The organism is Nocardia sp. NPDC127526 (assembly GCF_042672265.1).
In the GTDB taxonomy this organism is placed as follows: domain Bacteria; phylum Actinomycetota; class Actinomycetes; order Mycobacteriales; family Mycobacteriaceae; genus Nocardia.
Window position 1 is genome coordinate 23,955 of record NZ_JBHXVO010000025.1, and the last position, 20,728, is coordinate 44,682.

Annotated in this window: 24 protein-coding genes; 15 read left to right on the forward strand and 9 right to left on the reverse strand. The window is 68.1% G+C overall.

From position 1 onward, the window contains the following. Positions 1–83: 83 nt before the first annotated feature. The 10 genes from clpS (at position 84) to rdgB (ending at position 7,384) form a co-directional block, all read left to right on the forward strand. Entirely contained in the window at positions 84–440 is a 357-nt protein-coding gene (gene clpS, locus ACFVIV_RS29985) for an ATP-dependent Clp protease adapter ClpS (protein ID WP_379202046.1), read from the forward strand. A gap of 22 nt (positions 441–462) precedes the next feature. Further along, complete coding sequence (locus ACFVIV_RS29990) at positions 463–1,032, forward strand: DUF2017 domain-containing protein (protein ID WP_379202047.1); 570 nt, start codon at positions 463–465, stop codon at positions 1,030–1,032. A gap of 63 nt (positions 1,033–1,095) precedes the next feature. Next, entirely contained in the window at positions 1,096–2,157 is a 1,062-nt protein-coding gene (locus tag ACFVIV_RS29995) for a P1 family peptidase (protein WP_379202049.1), read from the forward strand. A 157-nt stretch (positions 2,158–2,314) separates the two neighbouring features. Next, positions 2,315–2,764, forward strand: coding sequence for a Mov34/MPN/PAD-1 family protein (locus ACFVIV_RS30000; protein WP_379202051.1), 450 nt, complete (start codon positions 2,315–2,317; stop codon positions 2,762–2,764). A 32-nt stretch (positions 2,765–2,796) separates the two neighbouring features. Then, complete coding sequence (locus ACFVIV_RS30005) at positions 2,797–3,075, forward strand: MoaD/ThiS family protein (RefSeq protein WP_379202053.1); 279 nt, start codon at positions 2,797–2,799, stop codon at positions 3,073–3,075. A 3-nt stretch (positions 3,076–3,078) separates the two neighbouring features. After that, positions 3,079–4,041 (forward strand): PLP-dependent cysteine synthase family protein, encoded by a 963-nt coding sequence (locus ACFVIV_RS30010; protein WP_379202055.1) that lies wholly within the window; start codon positions 3,079–3,081, stop codon positions 4,039–4,041. Between the two features lie 264 nt (positions 4,042–4,305). Next, the gene (locus ACFVIV_RS30015; RefSeq protein ID WP_379202057.1) at positions 4,306–5,013 is read left to right on the forward strand and encodes a rhomboid family intramembrane serine protease; all 708 of its coding nucleotides are present in this window, start codon (positions 4,306–4,308) and stop codon (positions 5,011–5,013) included. Between the two features lie 69 nt (positions 5,014–5,082). Next, positions 5,083–5,847, forward strand: a complete 765-nt coding sequence (locus tag ACFVIV_RS30020; RefSeq protein WP_379202059.1) for a cyclic nucleotide-degrading phosphodiesterase — start codon at positions 5,083–5,085, stop codon at positions 5,845–5,847. A 152-nt stretch (positions 5,848–5,999) separates the two neighbouring features. Then, the gene (gene rph / locus ACFVIV_RS30025) at positions 6,000–6,776 is read left to right on the forward strand and encodes a ribonuclease PH (protein ID WP_379202061.1); all 777 of its coding nucleotides are present in this window, start codon (positions 6,000–6,002) and stop codon (positions 6,774–6,776) included. Further along, entirely contained in the window at positions 6,776–7,384 is a 609-nt protein-coding gene (rdgB, locus tag ACFVIV_RS30030) for an RdgB/HAM1 family non-canonical purine NTP pyrophosphatase (RefSeq protein ID WP_379202063.1), read from the forward strand. Before rph ends, rdgB begins: the two co-directional genes overlap by 1 nt. A 91-nt stretch (positions 7,385–7,475) precedes the next feature. On the opposite strand, the gene ACFVIV_RS30035 is transcribed toward rdgB, so the two are convergent. After that, positions 7,476–8,030: a TetR/AcrR family transcriptional regulator gene (locus ACFVIV_RS30035; RefSeq protein ID WP_379202065.1), complete on the reverse strand. Its 555-nt coding sequence runs from the start codon at positions 8,028–8,030 to the stop codon at positions 7,476–7,478. Positions 8,031–8,152: 122 nt separating this feature from the next. Here ACFVIV_RS30035 and ACFVIV_RS30040 point away from each other — a divergent pair, with 122 nt between their 5' ends. Further along, positions 8,153–9,253: an FAD-dependent monooxygenase gene (locus ACFVIV_RS30040; protein WP_379202066.1), complete on the forward strand. Its 1,101-nt coding sequence runs from the start codon at positions 8,153–8,155 to the stop codon at positions 9,251–9,253. Between the two features lie 63 nt (positions 9,254–9,316). On the opposite strand, the gene ACFVIV_RS30045 is transcribed toward ACFVIV_RS30040, so the two are convergent. From ACFVIV_RS30045 to ACFVIV_RS30060, 4 genes are all read right to left on the reverse strand, one after another. After that, positions 9,317–9,658 (reverse strand): DUF3817 domain-containing protein, encoded by a 342-nt coding sequence (locus ACFVIV_RS30045; RefSeq protein ID WP_379202210.1) that lies wholly within the window; start codon positions 9,656–9,658, stop codon positions 9,317–9,319. Between the two features lie 56 nt (positions 9,659–9,714). Next, positions 9,715–10,194 (reverse strand): transcriptional regulator, encoded by a 480-nt coding sequence (locus tag ACFVIV_RS30050; protein ID WP_379202068.1) that lies wholly within the window; start codon positions 10,192–10,194, stop codon positions 9,715–9,717. Between the two features lie 70 nt (positions 10,195–10,264). Then, entirely contained in the window at positions 10,265–11,140 is an 876-nt protein-coding gene (locus ACFVIV_RS30055) for an oxidoreductase (RefSeq protein ID WP_379202070.1), read from the reverse strand. Positions 11,141–11,342: 202 nt separating this feature from the next. Further along, the gene (locus ACFVIV_RS30060; protein ID WP_379202072.1) at positions 11,343–12,284 is read right to left on the reverse strand and encodes a sigma-70 family RNA polymerase sigma factor; all 942 of its coding nucleotides are present in this window, start codon (positions 12,282–12,284) and stop codon (positions 11,343–11,345) included. Between the two features lie 112 nt (positions 12,285–12,396). On the opposite strand from ACFVIV_RS30060, the gene ACFVIV_RS30065 reads away from it, so the two are divergent. Next, positions 12,397–13,050, forward strand: a complete 654-nt coding sequence (locus ACFVIV_RS30065) for a TetR/AcrR family transcriptional regulator (RefSeq protein ID WP_379202074.1) — start codon at positions 12,397–12,399, stop codon at positions 13,048–13,050. Positions 13,051–13,136: 86 nt separating this feature from the next. Beyond that, positions 13,137–15,176 (forward strand): DHA2 family efflux MFS transporter permease subunit, encoded by a 2,040-nt coding sequence (locus ACFVIV_RS30070; RefSeq protein ID WP_379202076.1) that lies wholly within the window; start codon positions 13,137–13,139, stop codon positions 15,174–15,176. Positions 15,177–15,246: 70 nt separating this feature from the next. Here ACFVIV_RS30070 and ACFVIV_RS30075 read toward each other — a convergent pair whose 3' ends face one another. The 3 genes from ACFVIV_RS30075 to ACFVIV_RS30085 all read right to left on the reverse strand — a co-directional run bounded on the left by ACFVIV_RS30075 (position 15,247) and on the right by ACFVIV_RS30085 (position 18,189). After that, positions 15,247–16,446 (reverse strand): FAD-dependent monooxygenase, encoded by a 1,200-nt coding sequence (locus ACFVIV_RS30075; RefSeq protein ID WP_379202078.1) that lies wholly within the window; start codon positions 16,444–16,446, stop codon positions 15,247–15,249. Between the two features lie 205 nt (positions 16,447–16,651). Next, entirely contained in the window at positions 16,652–17,314 is a 663-nt protein-coding gene (locus ACFVIV_RS30080) for a PadR family transcriptional regulator (RefSeq protein WP_379202080.1), read from the reverse strand. 59 nt (positions 17,315–17,373) lie between these two features. After that, complete coding sequence (locus ACFVIV_RS30085; RefSeq protein WP_379202082.1) at positions 17,374–18,189, reverse strand: helix-turn-helix domain-containing protein; 816 nt, start codon at positions 18,187–18,189, stop codon at positions 17,374–17,376. A 122-nt stretch (positions 18,190–18,311) separates the two neighbouring features. Between ACFVIV_RS30085 and ACFVIV_RS30090 the strand changes: the two genes are divergently transcribed. Together ACFVIV_RS30090 and ACFVIV_RS30095 are read left to right on the forward strand one after the other, a co-directional pair. Then, positions 18,312–18,755, forward strand: a complete 444-nt coding sequence (locus tag ACFVIV_RS30090; protein WP_379202084.1) for a hypothetical protein — start codon at positions 18,312–18,314, stop codon at positions 18,753–18,755. 35 nt (positions 18,756–18,790) lie between these two features. Beyond that, a complete protein-coding gene (locus ACFVIV_RS30095; RefSeq protein ID WP_379202085.1) occupies positions 18,791–19,819 on the forward strand; it encodes an NAD(P)-dependent alcohol dehydrogenase in 1,029 nt (342 codons plus the stop codon). On the opposite strand, the gene ACFVIV_RS30100 is transcribed toward ACFVIV_RS30095, so the two are convergent. Next, positions 19,820–20,632 (reverse strand): LysR family transcriptional regulator, encoded by an 813-nt coding sequence (locus ACFVIV_RS30100; RefSeq protein ID WP_379202087.1) that lies wholly within the window; start codon positions 20,630–20,632, stop codon positions 19,820–19,822. It abuts the gene before it with no gap. Positions 20,633–20,728: the final 96 nt, after the last annotated feature.

The following is a 20,728-nucleotide window of genomic DNA, read 5'->3' on the forward strand; positions in this document are numbered from 1 at the left end:
CCTCGGTGCGAGGCGGCACGGCCGGCAACCGGCGTGTCGCGTGGACTGTTGTTTCTCTGCGGTGTGGTCGTACCCTGGACGTTATGGGTCTGTGCAAAGAAGACGCTGTCCGGGTCGCCGCCGGTCCGGTCGGTGCGAACGTGACATTGTCGGCGGCACAGGCGACGCCTGAGGCGATCGAGTACACCGAGATTCTGGAAGCCGAGGATCGGCCGTGGGTAACGGTCGTTTGGGACGATCCGGTCAACCTCATGCATTACGTGACCTACATCTTCCAGAAGCTCTTCGGTTACAGCAAAGGCAAGGCAACCGAGTTGATGCTGAAAGTGCACAACGAGGGCAAGGCCGTGGTGTCGTCCGGCTCGCGCGACAAAATGGAACACGACGTACAACGCCTGCACTCGGCCGGTCTGTGGGCGACCATGCAGCGTGACGAGTGACCCGGGCGACTACGGTTACCCCGTGCGGAAGTGGAGCAGGAAGAACTCCCTGAGCGGGTTGAAACTGCGTTCGGAAATGGACGCCCACGAGGCCGATGTGCTCCGGTCCCTGGTGGGCGCGGTCACCGGGCTCTTGACCGATCGGGCGCGCTCGGCCCCCGAAGATGATCTCGCAGCTCTCACCGGGCTACAGATCGGCAACACCGTCCCCCCGGACGACCCGCGGTTGGCCCGGCTGCTGCCGGACTTCCACCGCCCCGAACCCGGTTCCCCCGACGCCGACCGCGCCGACCTCAACAGCGCCCTGCGCAGCCTCCACGAACCCGACATCATCGAATCCAAAGTCGCCGCCGGCCTGGTGATCCTGGAAACCCTTCCCCCCCAGGGCGGCAAGATCGTCCTCACCCCCGAACAAGCCGACTGCTGGCTCACCGCCCTCAACGACGTCCGCCTGGCCCTCGGCACCGCCCTCGACATCAACCCCGACACCCCCGACCAACTCGAAGACGACGACCCCCGAGCCCCCAGCCTCGAGGTCTACCACTGGCTCACCTGGATCCAGGACTCCCTCCTGCAAGCCCTCGCGCCATAACAACTCTCGCAACTCTCAGGGGCAAGCCCCTGAAACCCCAAGAGCAGCTATTCGGAGGTGGCCGTGAACAGTGTTGCGGGACCACGTAATTCGATTACGGACGTGGCCGGTGTATTGGTTGGCCACCATCAGGCGCTCGATCCGGACGCGACGATCGGCGCGGGTGCGGCCACCGGATGCACAGTCGTCCGGGTTCCCGGCGGAGCGACCGCATCGGTGGATGTCCGTGGCGGCGGGCCGGGCACCCGGGAGACGGATCTGCTCGATCCGAGCAATACGGTGCGGCAGGTCAATGCTGTATTGCTGACCGGCGGTAGCGCTTACGGGCTGGCTGCGGCGGACGGGGTCATGCGGTGGCTGGAGGAGCACAAGGAAGGGATTCCGATGGATCCGGCGGATCCGTCGCGGGTTGTTCCGATCGTGCCGGGGGCGGTGATCTTCGATCTTCCGGTGGGGGCGTGGGACATTCGGCCGAATGCGGATTTCGGGTTCCTTGCCGCCGAGGATGCGGGTGCGGAATTCGCTCGGGGGTCGGTCGGGGCGGGTACGGGTGCGCGGGCCGGATCCATCAAGGGGGGTGTCGGTAGTGCGAGTGTGCGATTCACCGACGGTCCGGCTGCCGGGATGACGGTCGGCGCGCTCATTGTCGCCAATCCGGTCGGGTCGGTGTTCGATCCGCGGACCGGGTTGCCGTGGGGTGTGGGCACCGATGGGGCGGAGCACTTCGGTCTGCGGCCGGCCACCGAGGAGAAGTTGGCCGCGGCCAATGCGCTGCCCGTCAAGGGCACGGTCCTCAACACCACGATCGGCGTGGTCGCCACCGATGCGGCGCTCGATCCGGCGGCCTGCCGTCGTCTGGCGACCACGGCGCACGACGGGCTGGCGCGGGCCATCCGCCCGGCCCATTCACCGCTCGACGGGGACACCCTGTTCGCACTGTCGACCGGCGCGATCGAGGCCGACCCGGGCTTTCCGATGCCGCCTGCCTTCCCGGCCGATCTGCTCGTTCTCGACGAGTTGTGCACCGCCGCGGCGGTCTGTGTTGAGCGCGCGATCGTCGATGCCATTCTGTCCGCGACGAGCGTTGCCGGGATTCCGTCGTACGCGGAGCTTTTCGGCGGGTAGCCCGGTACAGGGCTCGGACCGGTTGTGCGGCCGTGTGCCGGGCGGCGGGGGTGTGCGCGGCGAGCTGGGAATAGCCGCATATTCTGACCCGTTGACGACAGGGATTCGACTGTTGCGGCAGTCGGCGCGTCGGGCGGTGAACGGAAGGAATCGAACAGTGCTGGTGATCCGGGCCGATCTCGTGGAGGCAATGGTCGCGCACGCGCGCGCCGATCACCCCGACGAGGCGTGCGGTGTGATCGCCGGGGCCGAGGGGTCGGATCGGCCGGAGCGGTTCATTCCCATGATCAACGCGGCGCGGTCGCCCACGTTCTACGAGTTCGACTCCGGTGAGCAGTTGCGGTTGTGGCGGGAGATGGACGATCGCGATGAGGAGCCGGTGGTGATCTACCACTCGCACACCGCGACCGAGGCGTATCCGAGCCGCACCGATATCTCGTTCGCGTCCGAACCCAACGCCCACTACGTGCTGATCTCCACCCGTGATCCCGAGGAGCACGAGCTGCGCAGTTATCGGATCCTCGACGGTGTGGTCACCGAGGAGCCGGTGCAGATCGTCGCCGCCTATCCGGGCGCTGTGCCCAACCCCGAATCCGCCGACGCCTGAACACTTTTCGCCGGAACAAGCAAGGAGTCCCCATGCCGGTCACCGTGTCCATCCCGACCATCATGCGCCCGATCACCAAGGGTGAGAAGCGCGTCCAGGCCGAAGGCGCCACCCTCGCCGCCCTCATCGAGGATCTGGAAGCCAGCTACCCGGGCCTGAAGGAGCGGCTGCTCAAGGACGGCAAGCTCAACCGCTACGTCAATATCTATGTCGACGACGAGGACGTGCGCTTCGCGGGCGGGCTCGAGGCCGAGGTGCCCGCCGACGGCACCGTGACCATCCTCCCGGCCGTCGCCGGCGGCGCGCGCTAAACCGTGGCGCGCTACGAGTCGCTGATCGCGACACTCGGTGATACCCCGCTGGTCGGGCTGCGCACCCTGTCCCCGAAGTGGGACGGGGACGATCATGTGCGGCTGTGGGCCAAACTCGAGGACCGCAATCCCACCGGGTCGATCAAGGACCGGCCCGCGCTGCGGATGATCGAGCAGGCCGAACGCGACGGGCTGCTCACCCCGGGCTGCACCATTCTCGAGCCGACCAGCGGCAATACCGGCATCTCCCTGGCCATGGCCGCCAAGCTCAAGGGCTATCGGCTCATCTGCGTGATGCCGGAGAACACCTCGGTCGAGCGGCGGCAGCTGCTGACCATGTTCGGCGCCGAGATCATCGACTCGCCGGCCGCGGGCGGCTCCAATCAGGCTGTCGCGTTGGCCAAGCAGATCGCCGCCGAGCACCCGGACTGGGTGATGCTCTACCAGTACGGCAATCCGGCCAATGCGCTCGCGCACTACGAGACCACCGGCCCGGAGATCCTGGCCGACCTGCCGGAGATCACGCATTTCGTGGCGGGGTTGGGCACCACCGGCACGCTCATGGGCACCGGCCGGTTCCTGCGCGAAAAGGTTCCGTCGATCGATATCGTCGCCGCCGAGCCCCGCTACGGCGAACTCGTCTACGGCCTGCGCAATATCGACGAGGGCTTCATCCCCGAGCTCTACGACGAGTCCGTGCTGACCTCCCGCTTCTCCGTCGGCCCCTACGATGCCGTGCGCCGCACCCGCGAATTGGTGCTCGAGGAAGGCATTTTCGCGGGCATCTCCACCGGCGCCATCCTGCACGCCGCCCTCGGCGTCGCCAAGAAAGCGGTCAAGGCCGGCACCCGCGCCGACATCGCCTTCGTCGTCGCCGACGGCGGCTGGAAATACCTCTCCACCGGCGCCTACGACGGCACCCTCGAGGAAGCCGAAGAAAAACTCGACGGCCAACTCTGGGCCTGATCCCGCCGTCTCGATCTGGTCGAACGTTCACCGGGAACTGGTGGCGGCATCGCGCGAGTAGCGCCCGCCACCAGTTCCCGGTCGGCGCGTTTTCAGTTCGGCTCGGTCGGCGGCCGGGGCGTCGGATCGCCGGTACCCTCGGTGGGAGCGGCGCGTTCGGGGCCTGTGGCGGAGCCCCGAGGGCGAAGCTGTGAGCCCCTGGGGGTTCGGGGGCGAAGCCCCTGAGAGCCCCGAGAGTTGGGCCGAGCTTAGGAGGTGCCGATTATGGGCGGTGGTAGCGGCATGGGGGCGTCGTTCGATCCGGATCGGATCGCGCGGCTGCGCGGGCAATTGGCCAATCCCGGGGCCACGACGCGTGGCAGTGGGGCGGTGAAGCTGCTGTGGCAGCGGGCCATTGTGATGATTCTCGGGTTTACCGCCCTGCTCTACGGGGTAGAGGCGGTGGACAGCGCCACCGGGCACGAGCTCGACTACACCTTGGGTGTGGAGCCGCGGGAAACCCGCGGGTTGGACGGGATTCTGTTCGGACCTGTGCTGCATGCCAATTGGGATCACCTCATCGGAAACACCGTGCCGGTGCTGGTTCTCGGGCTGCTCACGCTGCTGACCGGGATCGGGCGAGGGCTGGCCGCCACCGCCATCGTCTGGATCGTGGGCGAAACGGGCACCTGGCTGACCGGCGCCGAGCACTCCATCCACGTCGGCGCCTCGGTGCTGGTGTTCGGCTGGCTCACCTATCTGATCTCGCGCGGCTGGTTCGCCCGCAATGTGGCGCAGATCGCGATCGGCGTGGTCGTGGGGTTGCTGTACGGCTCGATCCTGTGGGGAGTGCTGCCCGGTCAAGAGGGAATCTCTTGGCAGGGGCATCTTTTCGGGGCGGTGGGTGGTCTGATTGCCGGGTGGGTACTCTCTGGGGATGAACGTCGTCATCGCCGCGGGGCCAACGCCGGCCGCTTCGCGTCGTCGGGGTGACGCTGGACCCGGTCGGCGAATTGGGGGATCCCTCCTTTGAGTGAGACAGCAGCGTGGCAGCATGGGGGAATGCGCCTCACCGTCATCGGGTGCTCGGGCAGCGTGTCCGGCCCGGATTCCCCGGCGTCGGGATACCTGCTCACCGGCCCGGATATGACTCCCACCGTCATCGATTTCGGCCCCGGAGTGCTGGGCGCGCTGCAGCGCTACCTCGATCCGGGCGAGGTGGACGTCTTCCTGACCCACCTGCACGCCGATCACTGCCTCGATCTGCCGGGTCTGCTCGTCTGGCGGCGTTATCACCCCAACCCGCCCACCGGTAAGGCCATCGTGCACGGCCCCTCCGACACCTCGCTGCGTATCGGCAACGCCTCCGCGGAGATCGGCGGCGAGACCGACGACTGGTCCGACGTCATCGACATGCGGCAGTGGGTGGCCGGCGAGCAGATCCCCTTCGGCCCCGGCCACACCGTCGAGGCCCGCCGCATGTTCCATCCCCCGGAGTCCTACGGCCTGCGCATCACCACCGCCACCGGCCGCACCCTGGTCTACACCGGCGACACCGCCCTCTGCGACGAGGTCTTCGAACTGGCCCAGGGCGCAGACGTTCTGCTCTGTGAAGCCTCCTGGACCCACGACCCGGCCAACCGCCCCCCGGGCATCCACCTCTCCGGCCACGAGGCGGGCCTGGTAGCCGCCCGCGCCGGCGTAGGCGAACTCCTCCTCACCCACATCCCGCCCTGGACCTCCCGCGAAGACGTCATAGCCGAAGCCAAGGCCGTCTACTCCGGCCCGGTCCACGCCGTCTCCCCGGGCGAAGTCTTCGAAATCTGAGCAACCCCAAGGCCCAAACGCACGCCCGCCCGGACTGACCGGAGCGCGGACATCCGCCGCGCTGATGGGAGTGTGGGACATCCGCCTTGTTGACCGCGCGGCCCACCAGGGCCGCGCACACGGTCCGTCTTGTCGCCGTTAGGCTGAGGGCCGTGTCTAAACGAGCCGATGGCAGGGCGGATGACGAACTCCGCGAGGTACGGATCACCCGGGGATTCACCACGCATCCGGCGGGGTCGGTGCTGGTGGAGTTCGGTTCGACGCGGGTGATGTGCACCGCCAGCGTCACCGACGGCGTGCCGCCGTGGCGGCGCGAATCCGGATTGGGCTGGCTGACAGCGGAGTACGCCATGCTGCCCGCCGCCACCCACACCCGTTCCGGGCGAGAGTCGGTGAAGGGCAAGGTCGGTGGCCGCACCCAGGAGATCTCGCGCCTGATCGGCCGCTCGCTGCGCGCCTGCATCGATCTGTCCACCATCGGCGAGAACACCATCGCCATCGACTGCGATGTGCTGCAGGCCGACGGCGGCACCCGCACCGCCGCCATCACCGGCGCGTATGTCGCGCTCTCGGATGCGGTCACCTATCTGGCGGCCGCCGGTCAGCTCACCGATCCGCAGCCGATCTCCTGCGCCATCGCCGCCGTGAGCGTCGGCGTGGTGGACGGCCGGGTGCGGCTGGACCTGCCGTACGAGGAGGATTCGCGCGCCGAGGTCGATATGAACGTGGTCGCCACCGACACCGGCACCCTGGTCGAGATCCAGGGCACCGGCGAGGGCGCCACCTTCCCGCGCTCCACCCTCGACAAGCTGCTCGATTCCGCGCTCGCGGGCTGCGAACAGCTGTTCGTGGTGCAGAAGGAAGCCCTCGCCCTGCCGTACCCGGGCACTCTCCCGGAGCCGGCCGAGACCGCGAAGAAGAAGTCCTGATGGCTCGCAAGGTCCTGGTCGCCAGCCGGAATGCCAAGAAGCTCAACGAACTTCGCCGCATCCTCGACGAGGCGGGCATTGCCGGCATCGATATCGTCGGCCTGAACGACGTCGCACCCTACGACGAGGCCCCCGAAACCGGCGCCACCTTCGAGGAGAACGCCGTCGCCAAGGCCCGCGACGGCTACGCCGCCACCGGATTGCCCTGCATCGCAGACGATTCCGGTATAGCGGTAGACGCCCTCAACGGCATGCCCGGCGTCCTCTCGGCCCGCTGGTCCGGCGCCCACGGCAACGACGAAGCCAACAACACCCTGCTCCTGGCCCAACTCGGCGACGTCCCCGACGACCGCCGCGGCGCCCGCTTCGTCTCCGCCTGCGCCCTGGTCGCCGACGGCACCGAGGTGATCGTCCGCGGCGAATGGCCCGGCGCCATCGCCCGAAAGCCGGTGGGCGACGGCGGTTTCGGCTACGACCCGCTCTTCGTCCCCAAAGGCGGCACCGCCTCCGCCGCCCAGCTCACCCCCGCTGAAAAGGACGCTGCCTCCCACCGCGGCCGCGCCCTCCGTCAGCTCCTCCCGGCCCTGAAAGCCCTGGCGGAAGACTGAATTCCGCTGTGAGCAGAGAAACGTGCCCCCTTTCCTGACGGAAAGGGGGCACGTTGGTTGAGTGGGGTGGAGGTGCACGCCCCCGCGGCGTTCAGGGCTTGCCGAGGATGGCGCGGGTGATGCGGTCGACGCCGGGGCGGGGGTTGAAATGTGGTGCTGGGCTGGTTAGTTCGTGCCAGATGACGCCGTCGAAGTAGTCGGCCAGGGGTTTGGCGGCGTCGGTGTCGGGGGCGATTTCGCGGAGCATGGCGGCGAACCAATCGAGGATGCGTTGGTGGCCGCGGTGCATGGCGGCTTGCAGGGCGGGGGTGGTTTGAGCTTCCAGGATGAGGGCGTAGCGGGCCAGGGTTCGGGTGCGGTCCGTGGTGACGGTGTGGGTGATGAGCTGGGTCAGGCCGTCGACCAATTGGGGGATGGTGGTGGGGGCGGGCATGCGGGTTACGGCGTTCCAGTCGGCGTAGTCGCGTTCTTCGAGGCGTTCGGCAATGCCGGTGAGCAGGGACTCGCGGGTGCGGAAGTAGTTGGAGCACGATCCCGGGGGCATATCGGCGATGGTGTCGACCGCGCGGTGGGTGAGGGCGCGCAGGCCGCGCGATCCGAGGAGTTCGATCGCACCGTCGAGGAGTTGCTCGCGCTTCGTGGACACGAGCGAATACTACAGCAGTAGTGAATTGCACTACATCGGTAGTGTGCTCACTACATCCGTAGTACCGTTTTCGGTATTCGAGCGGCATATCGGAGCCGGCTCAGATCCAAGGGGAGTGCGAGATGTCCAAGGCGCTGATCGTCGGCGGCGGTATCGGGGGATTGGCCACGGCGGTGGCGTTCACCCGGCGGGGCTGGGAGGTGGAGGTGCTGGAGCGGGCCGAGCGGATTACCGAGGTGGGGGCTGGATTGTCGTTGTGGTCCAATGCGCTTCGAGCCCTGGACGCGCTCGGGCTGGGGGAGCAGGTGCGGGCGCGGGCCATCGAGGACGGTTCGGCGGGTATTCGGGACAGCAAGGGGCGCTGGCTTTCTCGCACCGATATCGAGACGGTGCGGGCGCGCTACGGCAGCCCGATCGTCGTGCATCGCGCCGACCTGCTGGAGATCCTGCGTGACGCCGTACCGGAATCCGCACTGCGCACCGGTGTTTCGGTCGGCGAGGTGCGCGCCGACGGGACCGTCGTGCACTCCGCGGGCGTCTCGACCGGCGATGTGATCGTCGGCGCGGACGGAATCCGCAGCGTGGTGCGCCGCGCGGTCTGCGGTGAGGTCACACCCCGCTACAGCGGGTACACCGCCTGGCGCGTGGTCGTCACCCCGGCCGAGCCGATGGGCGATCTCGGCGAAACCTGGGGCAGCGGTGAGCGTTTCGGCTACGCCGCCCTCGCCGACGGCCGCGTCTACTGCTTCGCCGCCGTCACCGCGCCCGCCGATCGTCCGAGTGCCGGCCTGGCGGAACTCCGAGACCGCTTCGGCGACTGGCACGAACCGATCCCGCGCCTGCTCGCCGCCGCCGACGAATCCGCCGTCCTGCACAACGACATCTACCACCTCCCGCCACTACCGACCTACGTCGCGGGCCGCATCGCCCTGGTCGGCGACGCCGCCCACGCCATGACCCCCAACCTGGGCCAGGGCGCCTGCCAGGCCCTCGAGGACGCGGTGGTCCTCGCCGAGGTCGCCACCCGCGACCCGGACCTGACCCGCTACGACGCCGAGCGCCGCCCCCGCACCCAGATGATCGCGACCCGCTCGGAGCGAATCGGAACGGTCGCCCAACTGTCCTGGGCCCCAGCCGTCGCCCTCCGCAACGCCGTGATGCGCCTGCTACCCCCGTCGATTCAGATCAAAGCCCTTGCCCCAGTGTTGGACTGGACGGCCTGACCCACTCCTCGGCACAGGCAACGCCTCCGCCGATATCGGCGGAGGCGCGTTCTGCTCTTGGTTTTAGAGCCCGAAGGCCGCCTTGACTTCCTGCGTCCGGCGGTGTTCGAAGACGAAGGACAGGAAGGGGATTGTGCCTGCGAGGCAGGTGAGGGCGGTGGTGACCGGCTTCCAGCGGGCCTTGATGCCGAGGTCGATGGTGAAGACCAGGTAGAGCATGTAGAAGAGGCCGTGGATCTGGCCGATGTAGAACAGCCACCCGGGGGCGGTGCTGCTGTCCTCGAGAAGCCCGTACTTGTAGATCATCTCGCCGGTGAGGACCAGCAACCACAGACCGGTGATCCAGGCCAGGATGCGGTAGCGCAGCAGGGCGCCGCGAATCTTCTCGGTCGGCGCGGCGCCGATCGGGCGGCCGGGCGCGAGGGTGTCGACGGCGGGGGATTCGGCGTTGTCGCGGGTGCTCACCCTGCGTTCCTCTCGTGGTTGTGCAGCCCGGCGTCGCGGATCTGCTGATCCATATCGTGGGCGTGCAGATCGGCCAGATAGCGGTTGTACTCGGCGAGTTCGGGATCCTCGTCCCGGGCGGCGGTGGGGCGCTCGGGCAGGATGCCGGCCGGAATCTCGCGCGGCGCGGCGGTTTTCGCGCGCTTGATGCGCGGGAACCGGGTGCCCGCGGACGGCGGCTCGCCGGCGGGCTGGGACTCGCCGGCGGGCTGGGGCGTCGCCTGCTCGGCGGCATCGCGCTCCAAGCGCACGAATCGGAGATAGGCCCACACCACGAAGCCGGCGAACAGCGGCCACTGCAGGGCGTAACCCAGATTCTGGGCCGTCCCGTTACCGGATTCGAAGCGCGTCCACTGCCAATATCCCAGGGCCAGGCAGGCTGCCGAGGCCACGACCACGAAGACGATCAGGGCCGGGCGGCGGTGAGGAGCGGACACGCCCTCAACGGTACCTGCCTACTACGCGGTCCGTAGTAGGCAGGTGTACACCGGGTGACCTGGATCGCGGTCAGAATTTGTAGCTGACGCCGGTGCGGCGCTCGGACTCTTCCCACAGCCGCCGCCACAGCTCCCGGTTCTGCGACAACTTGGTCGACGGCGACGGCTCCACCGGGCCCTGGCTGCCCATGAACCGGGTCGGGCCCCAGTAGATGGTCGGATCGGCATTCGGGTCGGTGGCCGCGAACAGTGAGGAGTAGGCGGCGTGGAAGGGCGACTGGCCGACCAGGCGGATGAAGGGCTTGGAGATCTTGTCCAGCGGAGTCTCGGTGCGCGCGAACAGATCGGTGGCGGAGACGCCCGGGTGCACGCCGTAGGAGCGCTTGGCCGATCCGGCCTCGCTCAGCCGCCGCTGCAGTTCCCGCGCGAACATGAGGTTCGACAGCTTGGACTGCGCATAGGCGAGATTGCGCTGGTAGCGGCGGTTCTCGTAGTTGAGGTCGTCGATCCACAGCTTCGGCGTCTGCCGGTGCGCGATGGAGGCGAGGGTGACCACGCGGTCGCGGATCCGGTCCAGCAGCAGGCCGGTGAGTGCGAAATGCCCGAGATGGTTGACGCCCCACTGGGTTTCGAAGCCGTCCTCGGTGCGCGAGAACGGGATGTTCATCAGGCCGGCGTTATTGATGAGCACGTCGAACTCGCCCTGGTTCTCGGCGAACTCCCGCACCGAGGCGAGGCTCGCCAGGTCCAGGGCCGCCACCCGCACGTCGCCGTCGATCCGGTCGGCCACTTCCTGTGCCTTGGCGGTATTGCGGCAGGCCATGACGATCGTCGCGCCCTTGCCCGCGAGCACCTTGGTGGTCTGCTCGCCGATTCCGCCATTGGCTCCGGTGATCACGAAGGTGCGCCCGGACTGATCCGAGATTTCGCTTGGCTTCCATGCCATGGCTGTTGACCTCACAGGTTCGGCGTTCGTTGTGCTCCGACAGCACGCGTCCCTCGACCTTACTCCAGAGTAAGTTCCGGGGGAAGATGTCTGAGTCAGTCACAACAAGCCCCCGCCGCGACTGTACGTCGCGGCGGGGGCGCTCGCTCGGGATTGGGGGTTCGGGGGCGAAGCCCCTGAGAGTTCCGAGAGTTGGGCCTTCTCAGCCGAGGAGGCCCTCCAGGGCTTGGGCGCGGGTGGGTTGGCGGAGTTTCTGCATGGCCTTGGCTTCGAGTTGGCGGATGCGTTCGCGGGAGACGCCGAAGAGGCGGCCGACTTCCTCGAGGGTGCGGGGGTCGGAACCGTCCAGGCCGTAGCGGAGGGTGATGACCTGGCCTTCGCGTTCGGGGAGGCCGGACAGGACCTTGAGCAGCTGGCCGTGGACGGCGGCGTCGGTGACCGTGACGGCCGGTTCGGGGGCGCGGTCGGCGAGGAGTTCGCCGAGTTCGGTGGTGTCCTCGTCGCCGACCGGGGTGTGCAGGGAGATCGGGTCGCGGCCGTGGCTGAGGACCTGGCGGACCTGCTCGACGGGGAGGTCGAGTTCGGCGGCCAGTTCTTCCATGGTGGCGTCGCGGCCGAGTTGCTGGGACAGTGCGCGTTTGGTGCGGATGGCGCGGTTGAGCACCTCCACCACATGGCCGGGAATGCGGATGGTGCGGCTCTGGTCGGCCAGGGCGCGGCCGATGGACTGCTTGATCCACCAGGTGGCGTAGGTGGAGAACTTCAGCCCGCGGCGATGCTCGAACTTCTCGACCGCGCGGACGAGGCCGAAGGTGCCCTCCTGGGTGAGATCCAGCAGCGTCATGCCGGCCGGAATCGGGTAGTGCTTGGCGATCGAGACCACCAGCCGCAGGTTGGCGCGCACCATGTGGTCCTTGGCCTGCCGCCCGTCCTGGCTGGCGCGGTGCAGCTCGCGCCGCTCGGCGGCGCTGAGTTCGATTGCGGCGGCGGCCTTCTCGTCCAGCCGCTGCTGCGCGAGGACGCCGGCCTCGATGCGCTCGGCGAGTTCGTACTCCTGTTCGCCGGTGAGGAGCGCCGTGCGGCCGATCTGCCGCAGGTAGTCCTTCACCGAGTCTTCGCTGACCGTATTGACGGTAAAGCTCATGCGGGGAGTTCCTCCTTCGATCTCGCCGTCTCCGGCGATGAAGACAAACTTAGATCAGACCTAAAAATATGTCAACCATGAATTTATGACGGACTTGGGTATGCTGTTCGGCATGAACGCACAGACCGCCGCGCCGGCGCTGGGTCTCCGCGAGCGGAAGAAGCAGCAGACCAGGCAGCACATCTCCGACACCGCGACCCGGATGTTCCTCGAGCGCGGATTCGACGGGGTGACGATCGCCGAGATCGCGGCCGCCGCCGATGTCGCCAAGATGACCGTCACCAACTACTTCCCGCGCAAGGAAGACCTGGTGCTGGATCTGGGCGAGCTGATGATCGGCCGGATGACCCGGGCGGTCGAGGCGCGCGAACCGGGCGAGTCGGCCCTGGCCGCCCTGCGCCGCGACTATCTCGCCGACGTGGCCGCTCAGCGGCAGATCATCGGCTTCTCCGGGCTCGAGTTCGCCCGCCTCATCGCCGGCAGCCCCGCACTGGTCGCCCGGGTGCGCGAGTTCTATGACGAGAGCGAGCGATTGCTGGCCGCGCGCCTGGCCGCCGAGACCGAGGCCGACGCGGCGGATTTCACGCCCCGCATCGCCGCCGTGATGCTGGGCGGCGTGCAGCGCGCCCTGTTCGAGGAGACGCAGCGCCGAACTCTCGAGGGCGAGTCCAATGACGCCATCGCAGCCGTGCTGACCGGGTACGTCGCCGATGCCTTCGACATGCTCGAACCGTCGCTCGGCGGCTACGCGGTGCGCGCGGGCTGACCGGCCTCGGCCTGCGGGCTCGAGGGCCCGGCCTGTTTGCCGTGTCGTTGCTCACTGTGGCCTGAATGGCCCAACATACTGGGCCGATGACCGGTGCCAGTGCAGCAGTCGCTTCCTCGGCGTCCCCGCAGTTGAGCCGCGCCGGAACCAATCTCGTCTTCGCCACCGTGGTCGTCGGCATGCTCATGTCGGCGCTGGATCAGACCATCGTCTCCACGGCGCTGCCGACCATCGTCGCCGATCTGGGCGGGGCCGGGCATATGGCCTGGGTGGTGACGGCCTACCTGGTGACCTCGGCGATCGCGACCGCACTGGCCGGCAAGTTCGGCGACCTGTTCGGGTACAAGCTGGTCTTCATTCTCAGCGGCCTGATCTTCATCGTCGGCTCCATGATCGCCGGAATGTCGCAGGGCATGACGCTGCTGATCGTGGCGCGCGCTATCCAGGGCGTGGGCGGCGGCGGCTTGATGGTCACCGCAATGGCCTTGATCGCCAATGTGATTCCGCTGCGCGAGCGCGGCAAATATCAGGGCGCGCTCGGCGCGGTCTTCGGCGTCACCACCGTGCTGGGCCCGACGCTGGGCGGCTTGTTCACCGATCACCTGAGCTGGCGCTGGTGCTTCTACGTGAACGTCCCCGTCGCGGCACTCATGATCGTGATGGCATTGCGCTTCATCCCGTCCACGCGCGCGGAGACCAAGCCCATCGTCGACTATCTGGGCATCGCGGTCGTCGCGGCCGCGGTCACCACCCTGATACTGGGCCTGGAGTGGGGCGGGCAGGAGTACGCGTGGGGCTCGCCGATGATCATCGGGCTGTTCGCCGCCTCGGCGGCGCTGTTCGCGCTGTTCGTGCTGGTGGAACTGCGGGCGAAGGAACCGATGCTGCCCATGAAGCTGTTCCGCGGCAATGTCTTCACCGTCTGCTCGATCCTCAGCTTCATCGTCGGTTTCGCGATGCTCGGCGCGATGACCTTCCTGCCGGCCTTCCTGCAATACGTGATGGGCGTGTCGGCGACGGCCTCGGGCCTGCGCACCCTGCCGCTGGTGATCGGCCTTTTCACCACCTCGATCTTCTCGGGCACGGTGGTCGGCAAGACCGGGCATTACAAGATCTTCCCGATTGTCGGCACGGCCGTGATGGCGGTCGGCCTGTACCTGATGTCGACCATGGACCAGCACACCGGCTTCTGGCTCCAGTCGCTGTACATGCTGATTCTCGGCCTGGGCATCGGCCTGACCATGCAGGTGCTGACCATCGTCGTGCAGAACACGGTGCCCTACAACGATCTCGGCACCGCCACCTCGGGCGTGACCTTCTTCCGCACCATCGGCAGTGCTTTCGGCACAACCATTTTCGGCACCCTCTACACCAACCAGCTGACGCCGAATATGACCCGGGCGCTGGAGCAGGTCAGGGTGGTGCCGCCGGAGGTCGCGCAGAATCCGGAGCGGCTGGCCAAGCTGCCGGATGCCGAAAAGGCGCCCATCCTCACGGCTTACGCCGATTCCATCGACTACGTGTTCCGCTGGGTGGTGCCGGTGGCCCTGCTCGGCTTCCTGATCGCATGGCTGCTGAAGCAGGTGCCGCTGCGCGATACCGCACGAGCCGGAGCCGGCGATCTCGGCGAGGGTTTCGCCATGCCGGACTCGAATGATCGTGCCGTGCATCTGGAGCGGGTCGTGGCGCACGAGTTGCGCAAGCTGCGTGACAACGCGGTGCCCGAATCGGGCATCCTCGCCGCGGCGGGCAGTGCGCTGGACCGCGACGAGGCGTGGGCCCTGGTTCAGGTGCGCACCTACGCGAAATTGCTGGATACCGTGACGATCTCGGAGATCGCCCGCACCCATTGGGTGCCGCCGGAACTGGTCGGGCCGGTCTTCGTGAAGGCGGAGCGCGATGGCCTGGTGCGCACCGCCGGCGACGCGGTGACGCTCACCGAGCGCGGCGTCGAGGAGGTGGACCGGGTGCGCGCCGCCTGGCGGCACTGGCTCGACAAGCGGCTCGGCGATTGGGATCTCACCGATCCGGCGGACCGCGCATTGCTCGATCGGGCGGTGGACAATATCGCCCTCAAACTCCTCGACGAGGCCGACCGCCCGGAGGCCCTCGCCCGGCGCGACTGACGGCCGCACCCGCTCCGCTGAACGGAACAGGCGCGGCCGCACGGGGTTCGGAGCGGTCAGCGGTCTCGGATCAGACCGCGGTCGCCACCGGCCGGACCGGCGCGTCCCAGTCGATGCGGAAACGCTGCTCGGGACCGAACGTCTTCTCCGGATCCATCATCTTGAACATCACCGGCATGACGACCGACATCATCCTGCGCGCGACCGGACCGGCGGCCTTGGTCTGGTTGATCCGCGCCACCCGCGCCGCGACGCCCTCCACCCGCGGCCGCCGCAGCGCCTCGTAGGTGGCGAAAGCCGTTGCCGGGTCCGGGATGTCACGTAGACAGCGGGCCAGCTCGATGGCGCTCTCGATGGCCAGCGACGCACCCTGCCCGGAGGTATTGCTCGGCGCGTGAATGGCATCGCCGGTGAGCGCCATCCGCCCGCGATACCAGTGCGGCACCGAGGGCATCACCTGCAACGCGCCCACCACCTGCAATTGCTCCGGCGTGGTGTTGCGCGCCAGTTCCGCGCCGGGGGTGTCCTCGGCGTAGGTCTCGCGCAGGATGCGCAGCCACTCCGTACCGGGCACGGTGCGCGCCTCGGTCAGTGAAAGGTATTGCTCGTGCGGCAGATTCGCGCCCCAGCCGATCCGCCCGTCCGGCATGGCCCAGTACAGGTAGTAGGCCCGCTTGCCGAAGGCGAAGACCATCTGCCCGGGCGGCAGCTCGAACGAGCACTCGGTGAACGCCCCGAAACCGAGCATGCGCAGGTACTTCGGTCCCGGCGCGTGCGGGTCGACGAGCCCGCGCACGGTGGAGCGAATGCCGTCCGCGCCGATGAGCACATCCGCGGTGGCGCTGCTGCCGTCGGCGAACTGGGCGGTCACGCCGTCGGCGTGCTCGTCCACGCCGACCAGGCGTTTGGAGTACTCGAAGGGGACGCCGCTCGCGACGGCGTGATCGTGCAGTACTTCGTGCAGGTCCGGCCGGTCGACCAGCTGCAGCGGTTCCACGTCGGTGAGCGACGGCGCCTGGATCATGCGGTTGCCGACGCGCATGGCCTGCCGCGAGAACGGCGTGGCAATGGCGCGCACCCGATCGGCGACGCCGATGATCTCCAGTGCCGCCAGGCCATTGGGCGCCAGCCCGAGCGTGGAGCCGATACCGTAGGCGGCTCCCGGATAGGCCTCGTAGACGCGGGCGTCTATGCCCGCTTTGCGAAGTGCGGTGGCGGCCACGGGGCCGGAAATGCCGCCGCCTATGACAATTGCGGTCCGAATGGACATGGGTTCTCTCCTGGGGAGTTGTTCGATAACCCCGAACCCGTGCGCGCGTGGTGAACCCAGTTATTCTGTAGTTGCCAAACTCGTTGCCAAGTTCGCCTGCACGGACGCGGTTCGAGAAGGTGTAATCCCGGGCCTCGGCGGCGGTGTTGCAGCACCTTCGCCGGGGCCCGGCTGTGTCTGGAGCCGGACTCGGCTCATGACGTGATCAATCCGGCTGCCGGTGCGAGTCGGGCGCCCCTCCCTCCATCAGTGCGAGCACATCGTCGGGCAGGGTGCCCTCGTGATGCCAGGTCCGCCAGGTGTCCAGGGCCGGGAAACTGCCGTCGGCCAGGGAATCGCGCAGCGAACGCGCCCAGGCCGCCTCGGCCTCCAGCATGGCCAGCTCGTAATCGTCTTCGATCCAGAACAGGCGCGGCAATGTGCCTTCCAGAGCTGCCATTTCGGTGCGCGCGTCGGCAATGGCCTTTTCCAGCTTGCCGATTCGCTGCCCCAGGAGTTCGACCACATCCTCGGGCGGAAGGACCGACAGCACCGAGAGCCCGGCCATGAACGGCCGCTGCTCCGGCGCGGGATCGGCGATGAGGTCCCGTGTCCAGTCGTCGAGTTCGGCGCGACCGGCCGGGGTGATGCGATAGATGGTGCGCTCGGGCCGGGCCCCGTCGCGTTCACTGCCGGCGACCTCGAGGAAGCCGTGCTTGGCGAGGTTGTCCACGACCGTGTAGAGCGAGCCCCACTTGATGCCCATATCGCGGTCCTTGCCCCATTCCCGCAAACGGGCAGCGATCCCGTAGCGGTGCGTGGGCTCCATGACGAGCACCGACAGCACGGCCAGGGCCATGAGGTTGTTGACCTTGCGCTTGCGGGCCATCTCGCACCTCCTTACTCGTCTACGAATATACGTCTACGAGTATTCGGGCACAAGTACTGTCAAGCGGGGGCGAAGCGGGCGCGCAAATAGTCGGAGGTCGGCTGGTCAGCGGGCAGAAATGCCTCCAGGTGCATTTCGGCCAGGGTGATATCGGTGGCGGTCGCGAAGCTGGTCAGAGTCGTGATCAGGCGCAGCTCGGCAGGCTCGGAACCATCGGAGATGACGGGACGCAGCCGCAGCGGCACGGCGAAGCCCACATGATTCGGACCCGGATCGATGGGCGGCAGATAGGAGTCGAGTTCGGCGGTGAGCGCGTCCAGCTTCGGATCCGGGCTGCGGACCGCGAGGGTGCGCAGGCTGTCGGTAATGTGGCGACCCCATTCGGGCAGGTTCAGCACCCGCCGGGCCAGGCCGTCCGGATGCAGGGCCAGGCGCAGCAGATTCAGCGGCGGCTCCAGCAGCGCGGGCGCGCAGCCCTCGGTGAGCAGGGCGAAGGCCGGATTCGCGGCCACCAGCTCCCCGTACCGCCGGGTGACCACCGCCGGATACGGCAGATGCCCGTGCAGGATGGTCCGCAGCGCCTCCCGCACCGCCCCGAGTTCCGGTGCGTCCAAACCGGATTCGGGAAAGGCCGGGGCGTATCCCGCCGCGAGCAGCAGGTTGTTGCGCTCGCGCAGCGACAAGCCCAGCGATTCCGCCAGCCGCACCACCATGGTCCGTCCCGGGTGTGAGCGGCCCTGCTCCAGGAAGCTGAGATACCGCTGACTGGTCTCGGCGCGAATGGCCAGATCCAGCTGGCTGATCCGCCGCAGCGTCCGCCACTGCCGCAATTGCTGCGCGAACGGGCTCGCCGTCGTTACCGCCATGGCCGTCATACCTCCACTGTTCGCATTCGCGGGCGGCTCCGCGATTCCCTCCAGGGAATGACGACGCCGCCCGCTCGATCATTCCCTGCGGGGAATCGCGTCGTACCGCGCCGCCGAACAGACTCGCTGCCATGAGCATTCGACTCGACGACACCGCCCTGACCGCCCTCACCGAGCAGTACGTGGCCCTCTGGAACGAGGCCGACCCGGAAGCCCGCCGCAAGCGCATTGCGGAGGTGTTCGCCGATGGCGGCACCCAGATCCTCACCGATCCGCCCGAGCAGATTCGCGAATCCGCTGCCGGGCTGTCCTTTCCGATCCCCTACTTGCAGGTGCGCGGTCACGCCGAGCTCTACGGCCGGGCCACCCGCGCCTACGAGATGTTCATCGCCCCGGGCGAATACGTCTTTCGCGCCCGTGGTCGCGCGACGCGGCTCGCGGAGGGACTGGTGGGCATCGGCTGGCTGATGATCGCCACCGCCGACGGCTCCGAAGGCGGCGCAGGCTACGACGTGCTCGCCCTCGACACGGACGGGCGTATTCGCAGCAGCCACCAGTACATCGGCCCCGCCTGACCCCGCACGCCTCGACCATCCAACCGGAGATAGCCATGAATGCCATTGCCTACCAACTGGAACCACAGCGCGGTCTCGCCGGGTTGACCGCCCGCCCACAGGAGATTCCGGCGCCCGGACCGCATCAGGTGCTGGTGCGGGTCCGCGCGGCGGGACTGAATCGCCGCGACATCATGCTCATGGACGGCACCTACCCGCTCGCCGCCCGGCCGGGCGTGGCGCCGCTCTCGGACGGCGTCGGCGAGGTCGTCGCGGTGGGGGACGGGGTGATTCGCGCCGCGGTCGGCGATCGGGTCACCGGCACCTACTTCCTCGGCTGGAACGACGGTCCGCAGACACAGGCGCTGATCACGCAGCAATACGGCGCGACTCACGACGGCTGGTTGGCCGAATACATTCTGCTCGAAGAGGATTCGGTGGTGCACGCGCCGGCCCACCTCACCGATGCGGAGGCCGCCACCCTCACCTGCGCCGGTGTCGTGGCCTGGTCCGCGCTCACCACACCCGCTCCCGTGCGGCCAGGGGAGACGGTGCTGACCGTCGGCACCGGCACCGTGGCACTGTTCGCGATCCAGTACGCCGCCATGCTCGGCGCACGCGTCATCTCCGTCACCTCCACCGCGGACAAGGCCGAACGGCTGCGCAAGCTCGGCAGTGACGAGGTCATCGACCGCACCGAGTGGCCCGACTGGGAGAATCCGGTGCTCGAGCTCACCGGCGGTGACGGCGTCCAGCATGTGATCGATGCCGTCGGACCGCCCACCCTCCCGAAATCCCTCGCGGCATCGACCTACAACGCGCGGGTTTCGCTGATCGGCGCGTTCGCGGCGGAGCCGGGTCGGCAGCTTGCGGACCCGTTCGGTGGCAAATATTTGTCCATTCGCCGCCCGGCCGTCGGCAGCCGCGCCGATTTCGAGGCCATGAACCATGCCATTGCCGAACACGGCCTGCACCCGGTGATCGACCGGCAGTTCCCGGTCGACCAGGCGGTCGACGCGTACCGCTATTTCACCGAGGGTAACCCGTTCGGGAAGGTGGTCGTCACATTCCCTCAGGAGCGGTGACTACGCGGCGGCACGTGTTGCGGCATGGGCGAACTCGCGGATGCGGGCGGATTCGGCGGCGGACAGCCACAGCAGCGCCCACTGGACGGGCGGGCCGCCGCGGAACGGGATATAGGCGATATCGGGGCGGGCGTAGTACCGCTGCGCGTGCGCGGGCATCGGGGTGACGCCGCGACCCGCGCCGACGAGAGTGAGTAGTTCGTTGTAGGTCGCGGCCTCGGGTCCGGGGCGCAGCACGGCGATTCCGGTCAGATCGCCGGGGGCGATCGAACGGCGTTGCGCCAAGCGGTGATTCGCGGGCACGGCGAGCATGCGGGCTTCCTCGACCAGCACCGCGCCGGTGCTGATATCCGGTTCGGTCACCGGAACCGCATCGAAGGCCATATCGATCTCGCCGTCGCGCAACCACGAGATCACCTGTGCGGGTGGCGCTTCCCGGATGCGCACGGTGCAGTCCGGCAGCTCGGCATTGAAGTACTCGGCGGCGCGGGTGAGCAGCTGGCTGGTGGCGACATCGGTGAAGGCGACGGTCAAGGTGCCGCCGCGCCCGCGGCCGGTATCGATGGTGTGGCGGACCGCCGCGCCGATGCGATCCCAGGCCGGGCGGATATCGGCGTACAGCGCACAGGCCGCGGCGGTGGCGCTCACCCGCCGGCTGCTGCGATCGAACAGGGGAACCCCGAGGCGGCGCTCGAGCTTCGTCACGGTTTGGCTGACCCGGGCGGTGGACAGGTGCAGCTGCTCGGCGGTGCGGCCGAAGTGCAGCTCCTCGACGAGGGTGAGGAAGACCTCGATCTCGTGCCGTTCCAGCATCCGCCGCCCCCTCCCTGGATCGTTAAGCTCAACTTGATGATCGTTGCACACTCTCGCATTGTTCGGCCTCTTGCAGGGGATCAGAGTGGAGCAGTC